General features: G+C 44.0%; 17 protein-coding genes. 5 read left to right on the top strand and 12 right to left on the bottom strand.

The genetic code is table 11. The annotated features are described in order from the left end of the window. Positions 1–57 precede the first annotated feature (57 nt). Positions 58–324, bottom strand: coding sequence for a GrxA family glutaredoxin (locus R7P35_RS11060; RefSeq protein ID WP_005378026.1), 267 nt, complete (start codon positions 322–324; stop codon positions 58–60). 377 nt (positions 325–701) lie between these two features. On the opposite strand from R7P35_RS11060, the gene R7P35_RS11055 reads away from it, so the two are divergent. After that, entirely contained in the window at positions 702–1946 is a 1245-nt protein-coding gene (locus R7P35_RS11055; protein ID WP_017820842.1) for an iron-containing alcohol dehydrogenase, read from the top strand. 76 nt (positions 1947–2022) lie between these two features. Here R7P35_RS11055 and R7P35_RS11050 read toward each other — a convergent pair whose 3' ends face one another. From R7P35_RS11050 to R7P35_RS11030, 5 genes are all read right to left on the bottom strand, one after another. Next, positions 2023–2877: a MurR/RpiR family transcriptional regulator gene (locus tag R7P35_RS11050; protein WP_005378021.1), complete on the bottom strand. Its 855-nt coding sequence runs from the start codon at positions 2875–2877 to the stop codon at positions 2023–2025. A 311-nt stretch (positions 2878–3188) separates the two neighbouring features. Then, entirely contained in the window at positions 3189–4835 is a 1647-nt protein-coding gene (gene panP / locus R7P35_RS11045) for a pyridoxal-dependent aspartate 1-decarboxylase PanP (RefSeq protein WP_033905124.1), read from the bottom strand. 211 nt (positions 4836–5046) lie between these two features. Next, positions 5047–5559: a hypothetical protein gene (locus R7P35_RS11040; RefSeq protein WP_017634875.1), complete on the bottom strand. Its 513-nt coding sequence runs from the start codon at positions 5557–5559 to the stop codon at positions 5047–5049. Positions 5560–5767: 208 nt separating this feature from the next. Further along, a complete protein-coding gene (locus R7P35_RS11035) occupies positions 5768–6673 on the bottom strand; it encodes a lysine exporter LysO family protein (protein ID WP_005378011.1) in 906 nt (301 codons plus the stop codon). Between the two features lie 146 nt (positions 6674–6819). Further along, positions 6820–7740 (bottom strand): HDOD domain-containing protein, encoded by a 921-nt coding sequence (locus tag R7P35_RS11030; protein WP_054576428.1) that lies wholly within the window; start codon positions 7738–7740, stop codon positions 6820–6822. Positions 7741–8109: 369 nt separating this feature from the next. On the opposite strand from R7P35_RS11030, the gene R7P35_RS11025 reads away from it, so the two are divergent. Next, a complete protein-coding gene (locus tag R7P35_RS11025; RefSeq protein ID WP_005378007.1) occupies positions 8110–8697 on the top strand; it encodes a TfoX/Sxy family DNA transformation protein in 588 nt (195 codons plus the stop codon). Positions 8698–8890: 193 nt separating this feature from the next. On the opposite strand, the gene R7P35_RS11020 is transcribed toward R7P35_RS11025, so the two are convergent. The 3 genes from R7P35_RS11020 to R7P35_RS11010 all read right to left on the bottom strand — a co-directional run bounded on the left by R7P35_RS11020 (position 8891) and on the right by R7P35_RS11010 (position 12165). Beyond that, positions 8891–9439, bottom strand: coding sequence for a hypothetical protein (locus R7P35_RS11020; RefSeq protein WP_005378006.1), 549 nt, complete (start codon positions 9437–9439; stop codon positions 8891–8893). A 291-nt stretch (positions 9440–9730) separates the two neighbouring features. Further along, positions 9731–10228: a response regulator gene (locus tag R7P35_RS11015; RefSeq protein WP_005378005.1), complete on the bottom strand. Its 498-nt coding sequence runs from the start codon at positions 10226–10228 to the stop codon at positions 9731–9733. Next, positions 10225–12165 carry an ATP-binding protein gene (locus R7P35_RS11010; RefSeq protein WP_054576429.1) on the bottom strand — a complete coding sequence of 647 codons (1941 nt, stop codon included), beginning with the start codon at positions 12163–12165 and terminating at the stop codon, positions 10225–10227. Before R7P35_RS11010 ends, R7P35_RS11015 begins: the two co-directional genes overlap by 4 nt. A gap of 186 nt (positions 12166–12351) precedes the next feature. On the opposite strand from R7P35_RS11010, the gene R7P35_RS11005 reads away from it, so the two are divergent. The 3 genes from R7P35_RS11005 to R7P35_RS10995 all read left to right on the top strand — a co-directional run bounded on the left by R7P35_RS11005 (position 12352) and on the right by R7P35_RS10995 (position 16267). Then, positions 12352–13620 (top strand): DUF945 family protein, encoded by a 1269-nt coding sequence (locus R7P35_RS11005; RefSeq protein WP_318092083.1) that lies wholly within the window; start codon positions 12352–12354, stop codon positions 13618–13620. Between the two features lie 137 nt (positions 13621–13757). Next, a complete protein-coding gene (gene serC / locus R7P35_RS11000; RefSeq protein WP_005378000.1) occupies positions 13758–14852 on the top strand; it encodes a 3-phosphoserine/phosphohydroxythreonine transaminase in 1095 nt (364 codons plus the stop codon). A gap of 83 nt (positions 14853–14935) precedes the next feature. Beyond that, positions 14936–16267, top strand: coding sequence for a D-serine ammonia-lyase (locus R7P35_RS10995; RefSeq protein WP_213904722.1), 1332 nt, complete (start codon positions 14936–14938; stop codon positions 16265–16267). Positions 16268–16364: 97 nt separating this feature from the next. Here the strand turns inward: R7P35_RS10995 and cydC are convergent, their stop codons facing one another. The 3 genes from cydC to trxB all read right to left on the bottom strand — a co-directional run bounded on the left by cydC (position 16365) and on the right by trxB (position 20929). After that, positions 16365–18086 (bottom strand): heme ABC transporter ATP-binding protein/permease CydC, encoded by a 1722-nt coding sequence (gene cydC, locus R7P35_RS10990; protein ID WP_054576431.1) that lies wholly within the window; start codon positions 18084–18086, stop codon positions 16365–16367. Beyond that, the gene (gene cydD / locus R7P35_RS10985) at positions 18079–19866 is read right to left on the bottom strand and encodes a heme ABC transporter permease/ATP-binding protein CydD (protein ID WP_213904721.1); all 1788 of its coding nucleotides are present in this window, start codon (positions 19864–19866) and stop codon (positions 18079–18081) included. Before cydD ends, cydC begins: the two co-directional genes overlap by 8 nt. 103 nt (positions 19867–19969) lie before the next feature. After that, the gene (gene trxB, locus R7P35_RS10980) at positions 19970–20929 is read right to left on the bottom strand and encodes a thioredoxin-disulfide reductase (protein WP_005377991.1); all 960 of its coding nucleotides are present in this window, start codon (positions 20927–20929) and stop codon (positions 19970–19972) included. Between the last annotated feature and the right edge of the window lie 161 nt (positions 20930–21090).

Genomic DNA, 21090 nt, shown 5'->3' with positions numbered 1-21090 from the left:
CCAGCTGAAAAATAATAAAAAAGCCGCATGAAGCGGCTTTTTTGAAAACAGTCTTTATTACTCGTCAAATAGACCTAGGTGCTCTTTCGCGTATGCTTCGAACTCGTCGCAGCCACCGATGTGCTCTTGGTCGATAAAGATCTGAGGAACGGTTTCAACTGGTTTACCAACTGTTTTCTCAAGATCTGCTTTAGAAATACCTTCAGCGTGAATATCAACGTAACGGTAGTTGAAGTCATCACGTTTTGCTTTTAGCGTTTCTGCGTGCTCTTTTGCACGAACACAGAAAGGACATGCAGGGCGACCAAAGATAACAACGAACATAATCTTATTTCTCCTAAATCTATTCTTTTTTGAAAGCGTACAAAACATAGCGGCTGAGTGCGCTTTCTTTTGTTGGAGTAACTATGCCCGATCCAGATACGGAAATAAAGCGGCAATTACCTCTTGGTTCTATAGGTGAAATCTATCGAATAAAAACTAAACGCACGTGCTTATTTTACGACTCTGAAGTATGTGAAGTGACGCATAAAAAACATACATTCTAAAGGGTTAATGATGGCAAGGTGGAATTGGTCAATTTTTTTTGTTTAAAAAAATAGCAATCTATTTTGGCTATACGCAAATAACTTCAACTCTTACATAAGTGTTAAATCAGAGGGCGAGAGGTTATTTGGGTATATTCTTTTGGGAGGGTGTGTATGTTTCAGTTTATGACTGCAACAAGGATTATATTTGGTGAAGGTGCACTTCAATCTTCATTATCCGTTATTAACCAATTTGGCTACAGTGTTTTGCTGGTTACTGGGCAGGATACCCAACGAGCCGCCCCCATTATCCAATATCTTAAAGCTCAAAATATGCGTTACCAGCACGTAGCTATCGTTGGTGAACCATACATCACGATGGTAGAAGAGACCGCAGTGCTCGGTAGAAAATTCCAACCTGATATGGTGGTTGCGATAGGTGGTGGCAGCGTCATCGATATGGGCAAAGCCTTAGCTGCCATTATTCCCAATCAAGGCAATGTTTACGATTACGTAGAAGTGGTAGGAAGAAGCGTCCCTTTAAAAGCAAAGCCTCTTCATTTTATTGCAATTCCTACGACAGCAAGCACCGGTTCAGAAGTGACCAGAAATGCTGTGCTGAAATCTGGACAAGATAAAGTGAAAGTGAGTCTTCGAAGCCCTGATATGCTCGCAGACGTTGCCATTGTAGACCCGACACTTACTTACGGGACCGACCAATACACATCTGGACGTGGCGCAATGGATGCGTTCACTCATTTAATGGAAGCGTATGTGTGTGGTGAGCCAAACCCTCTTACTGATATGGTCTGCGAAGAGGGGCTACGCCGTTTAAGCCGTTCAGTGATTGCCGCTTGTAAGCAAGATAATCATAAGGCGCGCTCTGATTTATCGTTCGCTGCATTGCTTGGTGGTATGGCGATTACTAATGCCAAATTAGGTGCCGCTCATGGGTTAGCATCGGCGTTAGGAGGCAAGTTAGACGCCCCCCATAGCGTTATTACGGCTCGCCTAGCTCCGCACGTGATGCAGGAGAACATTAACGCTGCTAAGCTCGCGGGTAGGAATGATGTGATAAGTCGTTATCGCAAGCTGGCCCAATTAGTCACCGAGCGAGTAAACGCTAACGAACACGATGGAATTCTTTGGGTAAATATGGTGCTAGATAAGTTAGCGTTACCGCTACTGGCTCAATTTGGAGTATGCCAAACCTCTTTTGAGCAAGTGGCGAATGATGCGCTTAAATCAATGGCAATCAAAGGGAATCCTTTACCTCTTAATCAGGAACGTTTGATACACATATTGCAGCAAGTCTGTGATTGTAGCGGAGAGTGCGCAGCTGAGAGTGCACAACATGTCAGTTCTGTTGAAGTACTGGAATCAAGAACGGACTTATCGAGTGTCAACGACTTAGGGTGATTGCTCCCTTAGCAGCATTAAAACAAAAGGGGAGCCTTGAGCTCCCCTAGATAAAGTATTGACTAAGCTTTAGTGCTTAGTACTGGCTTAATTTGTCATAGCGACTGTCTTTCAACGCATCTTTTACGCGTTTTAGGTTCTCACGGAAACCTGTACCACGGCGAAGAGTGAAGCCAGTTGCTAGCACATCAATCACTGTCATTTGTACAACTCGGCTTGCCATTGGCATGTAAACGTCGGTATCTTCTGGAATATCGAGCGTGATGGCCAGCGAGCTTGCCTTTTCTAGAGGAGAATCCTTCGCTGTAATCGCAATAACCGTTGCGCCATTTTCACGAGCAAGGTTCGCTATTTCTACCTGACTCTTTGTTCGACCGGTATGAGAAATAAGAACCACAACATCATTATCACTGCAGTTGATACAACTCATGCGCTGCATAACAATATCTTCAAAACAAGTAATTGGAATATTAAAGCGAATAAACTTGTTTTGTGCGTCTCGGGCAACAGAAGATGATGCACCAAGGCCAAAGAATGAAATGCGCTTCGCTTGCGTTAGCAAATCGACCGCACGGTTCACTTGCATTGGATCTAGGCTATTTTTCGCGACATCTAAACACGCCATCGTCGATTCGAAAATCTTATGGGTGTACGCGTCTGGGCCATCGTCTTCTTCCACATTACGGTTAACGTAAGGGGTGCCGTTGGCTAGGCTCTGTGCCAAGTGAAGCTTAAAATCTGGAAAGCCCTTGGTGTCCAGACGACGACAGAAGCGGTTTACAGTGGGCTCACTAACGTCGGCCATTTTAGCCAGCGTTGCAATGCTTGAATGAATTGCAGTTTGTGGAGACGCCATAATTACTTCCGCAACTTTGCGCTCTGACTTACTGAAATTCTCCAGGTTTTTTTGAATTTTTTCTAATGTATTCATAGTGTTCACGAGGGTATAGAGAACAACTCGCTGGCTCTGCTAACGAAAGGAAACACGAAGATTCCGGAGTAGAGTGGGGCGTTAACGAAAACAACCAGCGCCATAGAATCAGTATAAACCTGATCTTCAATCAGTCTAAACCAATAACGGGTACTATTTAGTGAGAATTTGACAGGCCTCAAACAAAATGTTGTAAAAACTACAGAATTGGATGTGTAAACGAAGTTTTGTTGCGCTAGTCGCACGATAATGATGTTTGAGTTACATCAAAACGAAAAAAAATTTCAAATTGATGTAACTCGATCTGGCTGTTAAGACGATTGAATATCGACAACCAGCTGTTGAATTCTTTTCATCAAATTTGGTGCTTGCTTGGCGATTTCGCGTTGTTCATCAAGCACTGAGCTCAAAATTTCTTTTGTGGTCAGTGGATTTGCCAAAACCACTCTAAACACTATCGTATTCATGCGTTGCCATTGGTCTGGGTTCAGTCTTGTACGTGAAACGAACGATTTGCCCGTCTCGCGCTGACGCTTTTGAATAAACTGTGTTAACTCATTGATCAGCTCATTCAGTTGTTCTTTTTGTGAGCCTTCTGCTTGTGCTAATGCTTCACGGATGAATGGCGGCAAATAACGGTATGTGAGCAGACAAAGCTCTGGTTCAGAAACTAACTCGAAATCATCTTGCTGTTTGATTAAATCCGCAAAGTATCGAGCTTTTTCAATGCTTTGGTCAATCAGAAGCTCGTAACCTGGGCGACTTATGATGTGCATTGCGGCGTAGACCAACATCGCCATGCCCGAACGTGAGCCTTCTAATGTATGGCTGCCTAGGTCTTTTGAACCTTTGCGCAATATATATTGAGCGTGATGCTCTATGGATTTCATTGCGTCAGGGTCTTTGAACAGAACCATACCAGCGCCCATCGGGATATAGAGCTGCTTGTGTGCATCAATAGTTACTGAGTCTGCCATTTCCACACCTTTAAGAAGATGACGGTGATGGTTAGACATCAGTGTTGCGCCACCCCATGCGGCATCCACATGGAAGTGACAGCCGTGAGCTTGGCAGACTTCAGCGATTTCAGGCAATGGATCAACATTACCTGTCTCTGTTGTGCCAGCCACACCAATAACAGCAATAGGCTTGATATTTTGTTTTTCGAGCTCAACAATTTTCGCTTTAAGGTCGTCGATAATAATACGGTTGTTGGTATCGGTTTTAACCGCAACCAAGCCCTCTTGGCCTAGCCCTAATACATCGGCCGCTTTCTTAAGGGAGTAGTGACCACGCTCAGACACTAGCACCGCTAAGCCATCATAGCCATAGTGCTTCATGGCTTTAAAAAGGCCTTCCTTTTCCACGCCTTTAAATGAGCCATTGGCTCTTAACGCTTTGTTACGTGCTACCCAAAGCGCAGTGATATTGGCAATGGTGCCGCCGGAACAAAATGCGCCTAATGAGTGGTTTGCACTGTGCATCCACTGATTGTAAAAAGTATCATTCTGACCATATATCAAGCGATGCAGCATACCCAAAACTTGACGCTCAAGTGGCGTAAAGGCTTTGGAAGTCTCTATTTTTACCAGGTTTTGGTTTAAGGCGATCATGATCTTTGACAGTGGCATCAAGAAATAAGGCAGTGCCGATGTCATATGACCAATGAAGCTTGGTGAAGATGTGTGAACTGAGTGCGACACCAAAGTGTCGAGTAAGTGCTCTGTATGATCTGACACGAACTCTGGCTGCTCAGGAATCTGAGCAGAAGAAAAGTCTTTTTCGATTTCGCGTAAAGGCTTTTCTTCTGCCACGATGTGTTCACGAAGAAATTGATTTAGATTTCGCGAGAGGCTCTCGTCAATTTTAGTTAACGTTGAGTCCGGACCTTCTGGGACAGTGAAGATCTTTAGCAAGCTCTCAAAGCTAACATCAGCGGTTTTTTGTTCCTTAACCATAGCAAAGAATCTTTGTAGTTATTTTGGTAATGCGAGCGGCACAATCTAAACTAAAACGGGCGCAAAGTCCCGTTTTAATTGTTGAAACCCAAGTTGTAGAAATGAAAATTTTAGGTGAAGGTTACGATATTCACATTAAAAAATTCTAGATTGAGTACGTTAAAACACTCTGATGTTATCGAATGCTAATCAACGACTAATGTGAGCAATCTTAGTCACATTTCTGCTTTTCAATCTTTTCTATTGACTGATTGTACTTATTAAGTGCGGTATCAATTTGTTGGGGATGACTAAGCAGATCAGCGAATGCTGAACGAAGCTCGTAGTTTTTTGGATGGTTAGTTGATTGACGGTCGCTAAATGTCTGTTTTGCAACTTCACCTAACTTATCGCTTCGGGTCGCTAACTGCTTAACGTCATGTTGCTCTAGTTTTAACCATGCTTCGATTGGCTGTTCCGTCGCAACGCGGCTAGGGTCGTTCTCTAGAAAGTAGTGAACCGCTTCGCGGTTTAATTCAAAGTGATGTTTACGTCCATCCAAGAACCATTGGCTAACTTCTTTCAGATCTGGATATTGGGTAACCGTCAAATCAACAAGATCTTGATACCACTGTAGTGAGGCATCGACGTAGCCATCATATTTGCTAGCAAGACATTGTTGATCTGCGGCAAGCGTAAAAGTTGAGCTTGTAGCGAGGAGCGCTGCAACGACAAAGCGTTTCATTCTTCTTCCTTCTGGTTGTTATCCCTTTATTAACGCAATGCACATCAGTTGATGTTTCTCCCTTCTTTCTATTTGGTCGTGACAAATCGTTGGGCTGAATGACGAAAAGAAAGAGGGGTCTTGCCAAAAAATATTGACCACTTTGACGTTAACTGGGTATTTAAATTTTTGCCGTATTGTAATGGATGTTAAAGCGAAAACCTGAGATCTAGCTAGCAAGTGATACAAAGAAAAGCATCATAACTGGTACCAATAAACTCAAAATAAAGCCGCTAACGATAGCAACAGGAACACAACGCACACCACCGGTGGTTTGAATAACGGGTAGGGTGAAGTCCATTGCTGTTGCACCGGCATAACCAATTGCGGTGCACGGATAGCTACGAATAAAGAGAGGAATGGCAACCAGTGCGACTAGCTCTCTCATCAATTCAATCAAGAACGACGCGCCACCAAATACCGGACCAAAAGCGTCACCCATTAAAATACCTGCGAGTGAATACCAGCCAAAACCTGAAGCCATTGCGAGTGCTTGATAAAGAGGAAGATCCAAAAGCACCGCTGCAAGAACGCCACCAAGCATACATGTTGCGATGACAACAGCCGCAATGGCCATTCCTTGTTTATTTAATAGGATTTGACGCAGAGTAAGTCCACTATTGCGCAGCTGAATACCAATAAAAAATAGAAGTAGAAAGAGTATCCATTCGCTTGCTGTATCTACCCAACTCAAATCAATGGGTAACAGCAGGCCAACCACTAACCCGCCGCCAACGACCACGATAAGCTTAACAGACTCTAAAGCCATCGAAGATAACGGTAGCTTCTTTTGATTTTGATTGGTCTGGAGTGGGATAATTTTATCAATAATAGGCAGAGCCAACAGGTTGCAGGCACTTAGACACAAAAAAAACGTACTCGCATAGAGGAGAATACTTTGTAAGTTGCTGCTTAAATTATCGAGCGCCGCTAAGCTAAGACCCATCAACGACAAAATGACGTAAATAAGGTAGGACGTTGACTGATTGATCTTCTCCAATAACGAAGATCGAGATATAGGAATTAGATACCCCACCACAAGCGGAGCGAAAATAAATAGCATCCCTGAAAACATAAAGCTCAATGATTCCTTTTTGAGATAACATCAACACGCATAAATCAAATTATCTATCGGTTGAAATTAAAGACATTTCACCACACACAGCTCAGCCTTGAGCGAATCGTTTTATCACGGATAAGGTATTATCAGAAAGCGATAAATTACAAACCGCTAGCATTGAGTACAGCACGGATTTGATCATTGAAGTCAGTATCACTCATGTTACTAAGTTCATACAAGACTTCTGCACCAGTTACGTTGAATTCAACTTCATGTTCGTCAATGCGTTCATCGTGATTGCGGAACATCAATAAATGATGCGCAATTCTAGCGATGTCGAGATAACTCACTTCTGGTCGCGTTAACTCGTATTTTTCATTTGAGGATACTTCTCTGAAGTCGTTGTCAAACCCCCAACGCTCAAGTACCAGTTTACTTGTGGCAGAACAACGTGTTTGGAAGATCTGCAATGCAATATCTGGGTCTAAGTAATTGCCCCTATCTAAGTACAAGTGGTACTCATTAATTAGGCAAAATAACCCTATATCGGCTAATAGACCGACCAATAACGCCTTTTCTTGCTCTAGATGACCATAAGTGCCTGGCTCGTGGCTACGAAACGATTGAACCAACATCACCATGACGGCACCGAGCTCACGAGATATCGCTGCACTCTTCACCAAGATGGCATTGCATTCTTTAGTGAGATTAACTGAGTGTTTAAGTTGCTCGATCGCTTGTGCGGTAACAATATCACGTACACGAAGTATTCCGAGACGAGATACCGCTGTAGTTAAGTCGTTGCAGGTGATATTTCTGCGATTGAAAATCACAGAGTTAGCGACTCGTAAAACGACCGCTGCTAATCCGGGATCTTCCAATAAACAGTTAGCAACATCGGCAATCGTGGTGTGTTCTTCGACACATAACTGCTGAATTTTAAGCACGACATCAGGAATAGGAGGTAACGAAATCTTACCCGTGGCGATGGACTGTTCTACCAGCTGAGCAAACTCGGATTCCAGTGCGTTTATAAGCTTATCTTTATTATTTGGCAGCCAAAAAAATGATAAATGTTCCATTGTGACGCTGTACTTGAGATCTTTCGTACAGTGTACCCTTACAGCGTATTCTTTATCAATTAAATGCGTATTATGTGCCCGTAATTGCCAGCGAGATCATAATGATGGCGTGTTTTAGGCATGCTATGCGTCAAAAAAATATCACCACACAAACAATAAGTGTGAAACTAATCACGTATGCAGAATTTATACTTTTTTATATGTGACCTATGTCCTAACTTATTTTTCAACGTTAAGTATGATTAAGCAAGTTGGTGAGCACAACTCACAAAAATATCGCCAACAAATCGACATTTATAATTCGCTATAAGCTGCTGTTTATCTGGTGACATCGCTAATCGGGGTAATTTATTCAGATTAAAGAGGTCAATGGACATGACAGACCAAGCTTTTTTTAAATATGTACGCACCTTCAGTGAGTACCAAAAACGTTCTATGTTCGGTGGTATTGGTTTATTCACCGATGATGCTATGTTTGCGCTTGTCAGCAATGATTGCTGCTACTTACGTGGTGGTAATGGGCTAGATGAAGTGTTTACTCAACTGAGCTGTGAGAAGTATAAGCACGTCAAAAAACAGACGACGGCAACCGTAAATTATTATGATGTAACCGATTTATTCGAATCCGGATATGTAGGGCTTGATGAACTGGTACAGAAATCAATTGAATACTCAATTAAGGAACGGAAATATCAAAAGTCCTCTGCCAGTAGACGCTTAAGAGACTTACCCAACATGCAACTAACCCTTGAACGTATGGTCAAGAAAGCCGGTGTTGATGACGTAGAAACCTTTTTAGAACTTGGACCTGTAAAAGTCTTCAACAAAGTTAAAACGGCTTACGGTAATGATGTTGATGTAAAGCTACTGTGGAAATTTGCTGGTGCAACTGATGGCGTACATTGGAAACTGATCCAAGAGCCGCGTAAAAAACAGTTATTGGCACTGTGTGACTAAGCGAAGCTGATCGCACAATGATTGACTCGTTTCGATGGAGTTAGCGGGTCGTAAAGGCAAGTGTGAAAAGCGGAAAAAGGACGTTGAAGTTTTTTACCACTTCATTGAGTTAGTCATTAAATTAGACAAAAAAACCGAGGCAGAGACCTCGGTTTTTGTTTTTTTAATTTGCTCTTTTCTTATAGCACAAATCTTAAAACTTAAAACGCGTAGTGAACATTACCTGATCACCGTAAAAATCGTTGATACGTGCTTCAGCACCCAAAGAGAAAAGCTCTGTTGAGTGGAATCGAGCGTAGGCAGAGCCAGTCCAATCGTCATCGTTATCGATAGAAACGTAGCCGACTTTGCCGCCTACTTCTAATTGAGGGCCCAACCATTGGCGAACACCTAAGTTAAGCTCCATACCAACATCTGTGCTGCTCTCATTCGAAGGTTGCACAACGCGCATTAGCATTTCACCAGTAAGATCTGCCCAGTTGTTTAGCGGAGAATGGAAGCCAAAGCCTGCAGCTGAGTCAAAATCACTTTCAAACTCAGAGTCAATACGAGCAATAACATGCGCGTTCGGGTGAATTGATTTGCTGAATCCAGCACCAAATGTCACAGGACTTGCGCCAATACGTGCTTCGAAATAGTCGTAGCTAAAGTTGCTCATAGTTGCTGGCGCATTGCGATCGTTTGCAGCTAGGGCATGGCTTGATGCCACTAGTAAGGCAGCGGCTAATAGTGTTTTACGCATAACTAACGATAAACCTTGTTCATTATTTCCATGGATTCAAGCAACCACTTGAACCGTAATCTGATTTGTCCGACATCATAATAAAAAGGAAGGTCCACGACCAACAAAAATGTGTCGATGTTTTGTCAATTAACTTAATAGTTCCTTGGTTTAAGCAAAAACTACGCCATATACGTAGTGTCCGAGAATTTCACTCGGACAAGTAACGATGTTTTTCTAACCTCATTCGACTATGCGAGGTTAGGTGGTGCAATGAGCATCGTTGAGTTCAAGTTAGAACCAAACACTTTATTACTCGCCAAAGCTTGCTCTTCTTTCTGCCATGGCGTTGAGGATTGCCTCAGAATCAAGGATTTGAGTCCAGGATAGCAGGTTATCATCATTCTCAATCACAAACGCGGTAAGCTGAGACACGATTGCTTTTCTCAATGCTTCACCTTTCCAAGGTTTGGCAATGTAATAATCAAGACTCGCGTTATTTACGGCTTCTACGGTGTCTTCCAAACCAGCTTGTCCTGTGAGTAAAACTTTGCGCGCTGCTTTTGTGTCACCATTTTGACTGAGTTCGATTAAGAAGCTGATCCCAGTTTGTTCCGGCATAATGTGGTCACATAAAATGAGCGCAAGCTGAACTTCTTCTTCCGCCATCTCCTCAATCACTTGCCGAGCTTCAGTCACCGATTCCGCTCCTTCGACGACAAAGTTCTCCTCAAAGGGAGCAAGATCTTGGAGCACGCTATCCAAGACTTCTCGTTCGTCATCGACACATAAAATTAGATACTTGGTCATGTTTCATCTCCTTTTTCGATGACTGGTAACCAGACTGTCATTCGTGTGAACTTGTCGAGCTCTGATTCGACGTCAATCCATCCCTTATGTGCTGTCACGATTTGCTGGCAGATGGACAGCCCAATGCCTAAGCCAAAATTACCTTCTTTTTTTGTGGTGAAGTTCAGCTCGAAAATGGCGTCTCTTTGCGACTCAGGAATACCATATCCATTATCTTCAAATGAGATAACGGCATAATGTGTATGCTCTTTTTCTACAAGGCGTGTTTGTATGTTTAACACACCTTTCTCAGGAAATGCGTCAATGGCGTTAGAGACCAAGTTCGTCCACACCTGTTGGAGTGCGATCGGTTGACAAAGGATGGAAGGCAAGTTTGCATAGTCGGTTGAAACTTGGTGCATTTTTAATTTGTTCTCGAAAATCACCAAGGTGTCTTCAATACCCTCATGAATATCGGCATAGTGCAGGGTTTCATCATTTGACCGAGCATATCCTTTCAGGCTTTTTACCATATCAGCAATTCGTGCTGCACAGACATTAATTGAGCGAAGTGTGGAACCTGCTTTGTGGTATTGCTCAAGTGTATTGAGGGCATGATAAGACGCTTGCTGCTTTCTCGTTAGTTGGGTAAGTAGCTCGCGATCGGATTCTAAACCAAGGCTCACCACTTTCTTAGCTAATGCTCTGTCTGGAAGTGTATGGCTAAGCGCTTTTACGCGTGATCTGAGCTCGGCGGTTGAAGCGGGTTTTGAGGTTTGCGCTTTGCTCAGTAATTCAATGCCTTTGCTTTGTATATCGGAACTGGGCGCATCGTTAAGTAATCGTTCTAGCGTATGCGTTAAATTCTCTACGCCCCTTAATATCGCGGCTACTGGATTGTTTAGTTCGTGTGCCACTCCCGCAACCAATTGACCAAGCATCGCCATTTTTTCTCTTTCAATGAGCTGCTGGTGGGCTGATTCTAAAGATTCGAGCGTTTTTTGAAGTTGCAGTTTGGTGTTGATGCTTCTTTGCAATCGGCGGTTGAAGTGGCGTAAGAGCAAGTTTGTAAAAAGAGGCAGTAAGTTTGAGTCGCTTTGCATCACTTTATTGAATACGTTGCGATCGAGTTTGATAACTTCTGTTTTGGTTAGTGTCAGAGCTGTCGAGAAAGAACATTCCCCAGTAACAAACGACATGCCTCCGACAATATTCCCTTTGTTATGGCGTACAACCTCTCGCTGCATGCCTTGCTCATCGCGCTTGTACAGAGCCACTTCACCTTCGGTGATAAACCACAAAAAGCAATTTGGCTCGCCTTCCACGGTTAATAAGTGTTCAGGTGAGTATGTACGGCACGCTCTTGTTTCGTCATTATCTTTAAAAAATTGCTGGAGAGCGGAGATCACTTGCTCGGCTAACTCGGCATCAGACATCGAGTGGTAGTCGTGTAAGAATCCGGCTTGATAATGGCTCATCTGGTTATTGATGTGCGCTCGCAACAAGCTGTGATGATCCAATATCTGACTGTAACTTAGCAGGTCTTCTTTGCCATTTCGCAAGATAAATTGGGTCAGCTCTTTTTGCACTGTGTTAAATAAGACGTGATCTGGCAAAGGTTTAGTGAGGCAGTGGTCGAGCCTGCCCTCATTAACGGCAGTGAGAATTGCCTCTATATCAGACGAGCAGCTAATAAGAATTTTTCTTGCTTGCTCGGTATGTGGCATCCGGTCTAAACCAATAAGAAAATCCACGCCGTTAAAATGAGCGTGATGGCTCGCTATAACTAAAGCAACAGTCTGTTCTCTTTCTTCTAGATACTCTAAAGCGCTTTGAGCCTCTTCTATCGATTCGACAGAAAAAATATCAAACTTACTTGAGAAGGCAGACAGCTCCAATCGAAACTGTTCAGCACTGATTGGGTTGTTGTCGAGACACAACACAGCATAACGATTCACAGATGTTTTAGCTCCGGTTAAAACTTAGCCACGCAAACTTTAACAATAAAAGGACATGATGAGTGGGAGCCAAGTATGATTCCTGATTAATGGACTAGAATAAGCATCAATAGTCTGATTTGTCTCAATGTTTTCTCCGCAGGTGGTTTGGGGTAGACTGACCGAAAATATCTAATAAGTGACGTTATGCAAAATCTTAAAAAAATCGGCGCCATTGGTGGTGCTATCTCATTAGCACTGTGTTGGCCATTGGCTGTCGGACAAATTGGTCAGTCCATCATTGAAGATGGTATTACCAATATGAATGATGAAATGATTAAAGGCGAAGTGGTCGAGTATCAGCGTGGCTATTTGTCTTCAGTCGTGCTGACTCGTTATTCAGTTGTTGATCCTGAGCTTAAAACGCAGTTAGGGCGTGATGGTATGCCAACGACGTTTGACGTAACCAGTGATGTTAGCCACGGTCTAACAAGCCTAACAGCAGATTCAAAATTGGTGGACAATGACTTTTTGCCTCTCACGATGCATAGCCAGACTCAACTAAATGGCAATACAGCATTTATCCTCGACCTAGACAGTTGGCATTATCGTAACGAAGCGCAAGGTGTTTCTGTTTCTACAAGCCCTGCAAAAGTAACAGGTGATGTTACGGTATTGGGTGATCTCAATTACCAAGTTTCCGTTCCTTCTGTTCAAGTGGATTTTGAAAACGGTGAAGAGCTTCATCTGAATGCATTGACAGGGCAAGGTAAAGGAAAGCAAGCAAAAGGCTACTGGTTAGGCGAGCAATCTTTCTCTCTAGAGAAGCTAGATGTGGTTGATGCGAACTTAACGCCTGTCTTTTTGATTGAAAATGCGAGCTACCGTGGTAACACTACGATGAGTGAGTCTGGTGATAAGCTGAACAGTCAATTAAACCTAGATGCTAAGAAACTACGTTTAACTGATGGGACGGATGTCGATAACTTTAAGTTGGATTTCTCAATTGCAGATGTGGATAGCCAGTCTTTTGATCAAATTATGTCTATCTATCAAAGCTCTCCTATGTTAGATGAGCAGGAAATTGCGAATTTATTGCCGCATGTCGATACGCTGTTTAGCAAAGGTTTTGATTTATCCGTGAACGAGCTTTCACTCGCGTTCGGTGACGGCAAGTTCCACAACGAGTGGCAACTATCCATCCCTGAAGGTACTAAGCATATTACTCAAGATCCAATGAAGTTGGTGACGGCCACTACTGGTGAACTTAGCACTTACTTCTCTGATGAATTAGTAACGCATTACCCATTTATTCAAGAAGGGATTGATGAGCTCCTTATTATGGAGTTGATCGAAAAAGTAGAGGGCGGTTATCAATTAAAAGCAGAAATTGGTGAAGGCAAATTGAAGTTCGAAAATGGGCATGAGTTCCCATTGGTGGCTCTACTTATGCCTGCTTTGATGCAGCAACAGTAATTCGTGTTGTTGCGAATTTGTTCCAATTCAACGCTTAGTCTTTAAAAAGAGGTCGTAAGACCTCTTTTCTTGTTTTTATCACTGCAAAAACGTGATATTAATTTCGTAATATTTACATAGCAGGAGCAATGAGCATCATGGAACAAAATACGGACAACGTATTTAACTTCAGTGCAGGACCAGCAGGTCTGCCTAAAGCAGTTATGCAGCAAGCACAACAGGAACTAATCGATTGGCAAGGCCTTGGTACTTCGGTCATGGAAATCAGCCACCGAAGCAAAGAGTTCATCAAAGTTGCAGAAGAAGCCGAGCAGGATTTACGTGATCTTCTGAATATTCCGGACAACTATAAAGTGCTGTTCTGCCAAGGTGGTGCTCGTGCTCAGTTTGCTGCTGTTCCTCTAAACTTACTTGGTGATGCCGATACGGCAACTTACATCGATGGTGGTTATTGGGCTGAAAGCGCGGTAGCTGAAGCGAAAAAATACTGCGAACCAGACGTGTTTGATGCAAAAACAGAAATCAACGGGAAAGTCGCGGTTCTACCTGCAAGTGAATGGAAAATTGCTCCAGAAGCGGCTTACGTTCACTTCTGTCCAAATGAGACCATTGATGGTATTGAGATTAACGATCTTCCTATCACCGACAAACCGATTGTTGCTGACATGTCTTCGACAATTCTTTCTCGTGAAATCGATGTGTCTAAATACGGTGTGATTTACGCGGGCGCTCAGAAAAATATTGGTCCTTCCGGCATTGCTATTGCTATCGTGCGCGATGATTTATTAGGTATGGCGAAGCAGGTACTACCAAGTATTTTGGATTACACTGTTTTGGCAGAAAAAGAATCAATGTTCAACACGCCACCAACATTTGCATGGTACTTGTCTGGTCTTGTTTTCAAATGGCTGAAGGCACAGGGTGGAGTAAAAGCGATTGAGCAAGTGAACCGCGCTAAAGCCGCGCTACTGTATGATTACATCGATCAGTCTGATTTCTACCGTAATGGCGTGCACTCAGCAAACCGTTCTTTGATGAACGTGCCATTTCAACTTGCTAAGCCTGAACTGGATGCAACCTTCCTTGAGCTAGCAGACTCTAAAGGGCTGAAAGCGCTAAAAGGTCACCGAGCAGTTGGTGGTATGCGAGCATCCATTTATAACGCAATGCCGCTTGAAGGCGTTCAAGCGTTAGTAGACTTCATGCAAGAGTTTGAGAAAAACTACGCGTAAGCTCAAACTGATAGTTGTTCTCCAAAGCGTCGCTATTGCGGTGCTTTTGTTTATCTCAACTCACATCATTCCAGGAAGGTAAAATGACCAAGGCAAATATTGAAGCGCTGACTAAGCAGTTCCCACTCTTGGCAGCACTTATTGATCTTGAAGAGGTTTGTTGGTTTAACCCCCATATCACTTCCTTGGAGGAAGGCTTACCTCATGTCGGGTTAGATGAAGAAGATATTCAAGCGGCGAGTGAACGGCTAGCACGATTTGCGCCTTATTTGATGAAAGCGTTTCCCGAAACGGAAACGTCGCGTGGCATTATTGAGTCCCCAGTGGTGGATATTCCCAATATGAAAGTGCGTTTGGAGCAGCAATACGACACGCCAATATTGGGCCGTTTAATGCTCAAAAAAGACAGTCATTTGCCAATTTCTGGTTCGATCAAAGCGAGAGGTGGTATTTATGAAGTGCTCACTCATGCAGAAAAGTTGGCGTTTGATGCTGGCTTGCTCTGTGAAAGCGATGATTACAGCAAATTGTTCAGCAATGAGTTTCGGCAGTTTTTTAAGCAGTACAGTATTGCAGTTGGCTCAACCGGCAATCTTGGTATGTCCATCGGTATCATGAGTGCGAAGCTGGGTTTTTCAGTTTCAGTCCACATGTCTGCGGATGCGCGGGAATGGAAGAAAAATAAGCTCCGGTCACATGGTGTTAATGTCGTAGAGCACCAAGAAGATTATGGTATTGCTGTCGCGCAAGGTCGTAAAGAGGCAGAAAAAGATCCCAACTGTTTCTTTATCGATGATGAAAACTCACGGACGCTGTTTCTAGGTTACTCTGTTGCGGGTGAGCGTCTTAAGCAGCAGTTTGATGACTTGGGAATCGTGGTTGATGAGCATCATCCATTGTTTGTTTATCTTCCTTGTGGTGTTGGCGGCGGGCCTGGTGGCGTGGCATTTGGCTTGAAGGTAGCGTTTGGCGAGCATGTCCATTGTATTTTCGCAGAGCCAACGCACTCCCCGTGCATGCTGTTGGGCGTACATACAGGCTTGCATGACGATATTTCGGTACAAGATTTGGGTATCGATAACATCACCGCCGCTGATGGTTTGGCAGTCGGGCGTGCCTCGGGATTTGTCGGAAGAGCGATGGAAAGGCTACTTGATGGTTTTTACACCATTGATGACGCTCGTATGTATCACCACTTGGGTGAGTTAAGTGAACTGGAAGGTATTAATCTAGAGCCTTCTGCATTAGCCGGTATGATTGGGGCAGTGCACGTCTCGAATAACCATGCTTATCAGTCTCGAATGAAATTTGACGAAGAAAAACTCAAAAACGCAACACATCTTGTTTGGGCAACAGGTGGGGGCATGGTTCCGGAAGATGAAATGGCGGCTTATCTCAAAAAATCTGGTCGGTAAATCAGCACTGTATACGTGCTTAATTAGGTAACTAATAATACAGGAATAACAAAAGGGCTCATCGTTTGATGAGCCCTTTTCGTCACTGAAAATCGAATCATAGAGATTGTAATAGCTGGTAGTAACGACCTTTTTGAGCGAGTAGCGTTGGATGGTCGCCTTGTTCGATGATCTCACCTTGTTCCATCAAACAGATGCTATCCATACTTTCTAGCTCTATCAGTCGGTGTGTAATGAATACTACTGTCTTATTAGCAAAGTGTTCATTGAAAAGCGCCATCACTTTTCGTTCCGTACGCTTATCGAGGCCTTCAGTCGGTTCATCTAAGAGTAGGATTGGGGCATCACGTAGCAATGCTCGAGCAATACCGATTCGACGTTTCTCACCACCAGATAACTGACGACCGCCGTCGCCTAACCAAGCGTCTAACCCCGGCTCTTCAAGAAGTCCGCCAAGCTCGACTTTTTGTAAAATAGTAGACAGTTGCTCATCACTTGCATCCGGAGCGGCCATGAGTAAGTTGTCACGTAGTGTCCCGTTTAGTACATCTACGCGTTGACTGACCACAGTCATTGCTGCTCGCAGGTCCGACTCGCTCCAATCTTGCAGTTTTGTACCACCGATTCGAACTTCACCTTGGTTAACATCCCAGTAGCGGCAAAGAAGCTGAATCAGTGTTGATTTACCAGAACCTGTTTGACCTACAATGGCTGTTTTAGTGCCCAACGGTAGTGAGAGTGACAAGTCTTTCAGCACCTTTTGCTGACCGTCAGGGTAAGTGAAATCAATGCTGTCGAATTCAATGTCTAACGTTGTGTCTTTATGTTTCGACTGCTCAGGGAAGGCGACGTCAGGTTCAGCCAAAATTACTTCATTTAAACGACGAGCAGAAGTCAACGTTTGACCGAGATACTGGAATGCGCTCGCGATAGGCATCAGAATCTCAAAGCTCGCCATGGTTGCAAACGCAAACAGCGCAATCCAAGGATCAGGAGCACGACCACCTACGCCGTCTGCAGCAAACCAAAGCATCACAACCAGTGTAATGCCGTTCACCAGCATAAGCAGGCCTGAAGCCATGCCCGTTAAATTCGCGTTCACAAATTGGTTAGACAGCAACTGCTTCTGCTTCTCTAGAATGAGATTACGATAACGTTCTTCTGCTCCAAAGATACTCAGTTCACTGTAGCCTTGAAGCCAGTCCAGTGTCGCCACTCGCAATTGCGCTTTATGATGAGTGAGATTCTCGCCATTATTTTTACCCAGTTTATAGAACAGCACTGGCCATACAAACAACATGACGGTAAGAATCGAACCAAGCAGTAGGGCGAGATGCCAATCAAAGAACGCCAGGACAGCCGTTAAACTCAATATGCCAAAAATACCAATCACGACAGGGCTGATAAGTCGAAGGTATACGTGATCCATCGCATCTACGTCCGCTACTAAGCGGTTGAGCAGATCGGCATCACGCATCGTAGAAACACGACCCGGAATCAGTGGTGCAAGTTTCTTAAAGAAGAAGATACGTAGATCGGTAAGCAGCTTGAACGTTGCATTGTGGCTAACGACACGTTCTCCCCATCGACCTGCGGTTCGAGCCATTGCAGCGCCGCGTACCCCGGCACCTGGTAACATGTAGTTGAAGGTCTCACGAGCAACCGTCAAGCCTGCCACCGCTGCGGCTGAAATAAACCAACCTGATAGCGTTAATAAGCCAATAGACGCCGCTAAGGTCAGAAATGCCAGTAGCATACCTAGCGAAAGACCAAACCAGTGTTTTTTATAGAGTTTTAGATAAGGGAGTAAATCACGCATCTAAGTTCCCCTTGTCTGTTTCACGTTGTGCGAGGTTCGCTTCCAACATGTCTTTAAATAAGCCATCTTCTGTAGACAGTGTGGCGTAATCACCACGTTGAACAATCTGGCCGTTCTGCATAACAAGAATTTGCGATACGTTTTGTAAAGGCGCAAGTTGGTGAGTAATCATCAAATTCGTTGTGGCATGCGCATACTTGTTAATGCCTTCCATCACGAGTTTTTCACTGCGAGCATCTAAGCTTGCGGTTGGTTCATCTAATAACCAAAAACGACCATTTTGTAGCATGGCGCGAGCCAGTGCTAAACGCTGCGCTTGGCCGACAGATAAACCACCAGAACGATCAGATATCGGATAATCCAACCCATGCATTTCAACAAATTCAGCAGCGTGAGAGTCATTCAACACAGAATGTACGTCTGCATCCTGAATAGTGTGCTTACCTAGTGTGATGTTATCTCGAATGCTACCGTGTAATAGCATCGGGTTTTGACCAATCCAGCTTACTGCCTCTCGCCATGTGGCTAGATCCAGTTGCGACAATTCACAACCATTAATCTTCAAGCTACCTTGATAAGGCATGAAACCGAGGATGGTGTTTACCAAGCTTGTTTTACCTGCGCCACTTGGTCCAACTAAAGCCGTACTTTTGTTGGCTTCAAGAGAGAAGGATAGGGGACCTGCGAGCTGCTTACCTTCCGGACTAAAAATGGTTAACTGGTCCGCTTCAATATGGATAGGGCTGTTTTTATCTAACGCTTGGGTACCATCTTTGATTTGATCGACTTCCAAATCCAGAAACTCGACAATGCTTTCTGCTGCGCCAACCGCTTGCTGTTTTGCATGATAGAACGTGCCCAAATCGCGTAATGGCTGATAAAACTCTGGAGCAAGAATCAGAATGAACAAACCAGCAAAGAGCGTAACACCTGTGCCGTAGTAGCCGAAGTTCAGCTCCCCGATATAACTAAAGCCAAAGTAGACGGCGGTAATTGCGATAGAAATGGAAGTGAAAAACTCTAACACCGCAGAAGACAGAAACGCGATTTTCAGAACGTCCATGGTACGAGTACGAAAGACTTCTGAAGCACCCTTTAGCGTCTCAGTTTCAGATTTTGTTCTATCGAATAAGCGAATGGTTGTCATTGCTTGCAAGCGGTCATAAAAGTGACCCGACAAACGCTGCATCGCTTTAAAGTTTTTACGGTTTGCTTCTGCGGCTTTCATCCCAACCAGTGCCATGAAAATAGGCACTAGTGGTGCAGTGACCAGGAAGATCAAGCCTGCTGCCCAGTTTACTGGGAATACGACAACCAAAATGATGAAAGGCACTAGTACCGATAATGACATTTGAGGCAAGTAGCGTGAGAAGAAATCTTGCATATCTTCTACCTGCTCTAAGATGAGCGTTGCCCAACTGCCAGCAGGTTTGCCTTTGATGTAAGCTGGCCCAAGTTTATGAACTTTATCTAAAATGAGTTGGCGAATATAAACTCGAATTTGCTCCCCGCAACGGTAACCGGCAAGCTCTCGACCCCAGGTACAAGCAGCTCGACCGATAACCGTGCCACCGAGCCCAACAAAATGCCAAATGAGGTCGGCTTTGTCGACTTGGTCAATGATTAACTGGTGCAGAATGGAGGCGAGCAGGGCTGCTTGAGCCAATAAAAACACGCTTGAAAGTACGCCTAGGCCTATCGCAATCATAAGCCAGCGCTTGGCTAACTTACTTTGTTGCTTCAGCCACTTATTCAAGCTGCTTTGCTTTTTCTTATCCATCGTGAAGGCTTAATGATAATTGTTTTAATGAGGCGGTAGTATACAAAAGAAAACCCAGCGGGAATACCGCTGGGCTTTAAGGATATGACACAAATGTGAAAAGTTATTTGTCACCAAGTGAGTCTAAGAAACGTTCAGCATCTAATGCAGCCATACAACCTGTACCTGCAGAGGTGATCGCTTGACGGTAGTTGTGGTCCATTACGTCGCCAGCTGCAAATACACCTTCGATACTAGTTTGTGTTGCGTTGCCTTCAAGACCTGATTGAACGATGATGTAGCCATCTTTCATGTCTACTTGGCCTTCAAAGATTTGTGTGTTTGGCTGGTGGCCAATTGCGATGAATGCACCCATTACATCGATATCTTCTGTCGCACCGCTGTTCACGTCTTTAATGCGGACGCCCGTTACGCCCATATCGTCACCCAGTACTTCATCGAGAGTGCGATCGGTATGAAGAACGATATTACCGCTTTCAACTTTATCCATCAGACGTTTCACAAGGATCTTCTCTGCGCGGAATGAATCGCGGCGGTGGATCAGGTGAACTTCTGACGCAATGTTAGATAGGTATAGCGCTTCTTCAACAGCCGTGTTACCACCGCCCACAACTGCAACTTTCTGATTACGGTAGAAGAAACCGTCACAGGTTGCACAAGCAGAAACGCCGCGACCTTTAAATGCTTCTTCAGACTCAAGGCCAAGGTATTTTGCTGATGCGCCGGTAGATATGATCAAGGCATCACAAGTGTACTCACCTGAGTCGCCTTTTAAACGAAATGGGCGTTGTGATAGCTCTACTTCATTGATGTGATCAAATACGATTTCAGTTTCGAAACGCTCGGCGTGTTCTTTCATGCGATCCATCAATGCTGGACCTGTCAGTCCCTCAGCATCGCCTGGCCAGTTTTCAACTTCAGTTGTGGTGGTTAGCTGACCACCTTGTTGCATTCCCGTCACAAGCACAGGGTTTAAGTTTGCACGCGCTGCGTAGACGGCAGCTGTGTATCCTGCAGGACCAGAACCAAGAATTAATAATTTACAGTGTTTTACGTCGCTCATTATGGCTCCAAAAAGGGCGTAACATTTCCCTCGATTGTATGGAAATTCTTAGTGCTTTAAAAGCATAAACAACGATTGTGATCGAATAATTGGTTATAGATTAGAACCCACTAAATATTGATTGAGAACGTTGACTTCTAGCATAAAATTCTATTCGTAGT

The organism is Vibrio sp. Vb0304 (genome assembly GCF_033338995.1).
Lineage (GTDB): Bacteria > Pseudomonadota > Gammaproteobacteria > Enterobacterales > Vibrionaceae > Vibrio > Vibrio alginolyticus.
This window is presented reverse-complemented; position numbering and strand designations above follow the sequence as displayed.

Coding starts and splice junctions, on each gene's coding strand:
- R7P35_RS11060 (WP_005378026.1), bottom strand. CDS start 324: ATGTTCGTTGTTATCTTTGGTCGCCCTGCATGTCCTTTCTGTGTTCGT.
- R7P35_RS11055 (WP_017820842.1), top strand. CDS start 702: ATGTTTCAGTTTATGACTGCAACAAGGATTATATTTGGTGAAGGTGCA.
- R7P35_RS11050 (WP_005378021.1), bottom strand. CDS start 2,877: ATGAATACATTAGAAAAAATTCAAAAAAACCTGGAGAATTTCAGTAAG.
- panP (WP_033905124.1), bottom strand. CDS start 4,835: ATGGTTAAGGAACAAAAAACCGCTGATGTTAGCTTTGAGAGCTTGCTA.
- R7P35_RS11040 (WP_017634875.1), bottom strand. CDS start 5,559: ATGAAACGCTTTGTCGTTGCAGCGCTCCTCGCTACAAGCTCAACTTTT.
- R7P35_RS11035 (WP_005378011.1), bottom strand. CDS start 6,673: ATGTTTTCAGGGATGCTATTTATTTTCGCTCCGCTTGTGGTGGGGTAT.
- R7P35_RS11030 (WP_054576428.1), bottom strand. CDS start 7,740: ATGGAACATTTATCATTTTTTTGGCTGCCAAATAATAAAGATAAGCTT.
- R7P35_RS11025 (WP_005378007.1), top strand. CDS start 8,110: ATGGACATGACAGACCAAGCTTTTTTTAAATATGTACGCACCTTCAGT.
- R7P35_RS11020 (WP_005378006.1), bottom strand. CDS start 9,439: ATGCGTAAAACACTATTAGCCGCTGCCTTACTAGTGGCATCAAGCCAT.
- R7P35_RS11015 (WP_005378005.1), bottom strand. CDS start 10,228: ATGACCAAGTATCTAATTTTATGTGTCGATGACGAACGAGAAGTCTTG.
- R7P35_RS11005 (WP_318092083.1), top strand. CDS start 12,352: ATGCAAAATCTTAAAAAAATCGGCGCCATTGGTGGTGCTATCTCATTA.
- serC (WP_005378000.1), top strand. CDS start 13,758: ATGGAACAAAATACGGACAACGTATTTAACTTCAGTGCAGGACCAGCA.
- R7P35_RS10995 (WP_213904722.1), top strand. CDS start 14,936: ATGACCAAGGCAAATATTGAAGCGCTGACTAAGCAGTTCCCACTCTTG.
- cydC (WP_054576431.1), bottom strand. CDS start 18,086: ATGCGTGATTTACTCCCTTATCTAAAACTCTATAAAAAACACTGGTTT.
- cydD (WP_213904721.1), bottom strand. CDS start 19,866: ATGGATAAGAAAAAGCAAAGCAGCTTGAATAAGTGGCTGAAGCAACAA.
- trxB (WP_005377991.1), bottom strand. CDS start 20,929: ATGAGCGACGTAAAACACTGTAAATTATTAATTCTTGGTTCTGGTCCT.